Annotated in this window: 2 protein-coding genes; both read left to right on the top strand. The window is 40.9% G+C overall.

The genetic code is table 11. The features are described 5' to 3' along the window. Positions 1 to 350 (top strand): DNA translocase FtsK (locus tag B147_RS27910; RefSeq protein WP_033397119.1); only part of this gene is annotated, 350 nt, incomplete at its 5' end. A 125-nt stretch (positions 351 to 475) separates the two neighbouring features. Continuing rightward, positions 476 to 1,372, top strand: coding sequence for a tyrosine recombinase XerC (locus B147_RS0108435; RefSeq protein ID WP_020586772.1), 897 nt, complete (start codon positions 476 to 478; stop codon positions 1,370 to 1,372). Positions 1,373 to 1,823: the final 451 nt, after the last annotated feature.

Genomic DNA, 1,823 nt, shown 5'->3' with positions numbered 1-1,823 from the left:
CGGCTAACTTAAGGAAGGTTGTTTATTTTCAACTCCCGGAACTGTCAAACTTTTCGAGTCCTCCACCGGAGGTGGAGGTTTACCCAATAGAATTAAAATTTGATAGTGTTGCTAAATTGTTCAATTATCAACAATTTAATGGTCGGGATTTTTTAAGAGCCGTGAATATAGTCAAGAATAGTGGTTATGCTTCAATTTCCGAATTATCCAGGAAACTGGGAATTATTTACAAACAATCCGTAGCGATGATTAATGAAATGGAACGACAGGGAATTGTCAAGACTCTTGACCAGGAAACGCCCGCTCAAGGTATTAGAGCTTATAATTATGGTTATAAGCAAAACGAATAGTATTTTTTCCGGGCTTTGAGTATGTTTCCTTCAATGTCACCGGGTTCCCGGCCATCCACATACCGCCTTCGGCGCTTGTGAACACTCTGCTCTGAAACATAAGACTTGCGTAGGAATAGACCGTTATGATTCTTGATGATTATCTAATAGTTCTGGAAGCTGAAAAAGGATATTCTGCCCATACGCTTCGTGCTTATTTTACGGATATAAGAAGCTTTATCCTTTTTTATCTGGAGACGTGCAACTACCGGGACGAAAACTGGCAAGAGGCCTTTGGAAAAAAGGCTCAACAGGTAGACAAAATGATCGTGCGCAGATATCTTGCCGTCCAGACTGGCTTGAAAAAAAGTAAGAAAACCCTTTCAAGGCGTCTATCCGCATTAAAATCTTTTTTTAATTACCTGGTCAGATCGGGGCTGATCACGCTAAATCCTGCTGATGCCATCCCTTTTCCAAAACTTGAGAAAGCCCTTCCAAAAGCTATGGCAATTGATGATATTTTCATGCTGTTGGACACCATGAAAAGAAATACCTGGATGGACAGACGCAATTTTGCCATGTTTGAGACCTTTTATTCCACGGGCATGCGAATCGGTGAGCTTCACATGCTCAACATCCAGGATATTGATTTTAATGCCGGATTGATCCGGATACTGGGCAAGGGAAATAAAACGCGCATCATACCAGTGGGCAAAAGTGCCCTTGATGCCATCCAAACCTACCGCGCTGATCTTAAGAAAAATTATTCTGCCGTGTTTTTAAATAAAAATTTTGGAAGGCTTGGCAGGCGGTCCATTCGACGTATTATGGATCAGGTGGTCTTGGAATGCGGGTTAGGCTTAAAAATATCACCCCACACCTTACGGCATACTTTTGCCACCCATATGTTGGATTCCGGTGCAGATCTTAGAGGTATTCAGGAGATATTGGGCCATGCCAGCCTGTCTACCACCCAGGTGTACACTCATGTGAGCATGGATCGCCTGATGGCGGTGTACGACAAAGCCCATCCACGAAACTAGGGGGATTAGATTTAATTGTCCATTGTCAATGTTTAATGATAACAGCATGTTTTTGATCAAGTTTCGGGATTGCGGCTGTGTTTGGTGTCATCCTTTAAAACAATCCACAACAGAATCACCTGCGATTATTTGATAAGCCTGTTTTCTAAATTTTTGGTTAATTTTAAGTCACTTGGCATATTTTATTCTGCATTTATTCTGAAAAATATGTATTTTATTCTGCAATTTCCCACTGAGGGGCTTCTTAGAGCCTTCACTTTGAATTTTCCTGATCTTGGAAGTTGCCGTAAGAAGATTGGCATTTTTTTTGTTCATTATCCAAAACATTGTTTAATTTATCCAGAAGCAATTTAACGATCTATTCTGCGACAATTATCTTGTCCGGTTGACGACAATTACCTTGACCGGTTTGTCGTGATAAAACCCCAGACACTAAAATTCACTTAATTGG

Source organism: Desulfobacter curvatus DSM 3379, from assembly GCF_000373985.1.
GTDB classification, from domain to species: Bacteria; Desulfobacterota; Desulfobacteria; order Desulfobacterales; family Desulfobacteraceae; genus Desulfobacter; species Desulfobacter curvatus.
This window is presented reverse-complemented; position numbering and strand designations above follow the sequence as displayed.

Bases quoted from the DNA above. Each gene is read 5' to 3' on its own strand.
- B147_RS0108435 (WP_020586772.1), top strand. From the start codon at position 476: ATGATTCTTGATGATTATCTAATAGTTCTGGAAGCTGAAAAAGGATAT.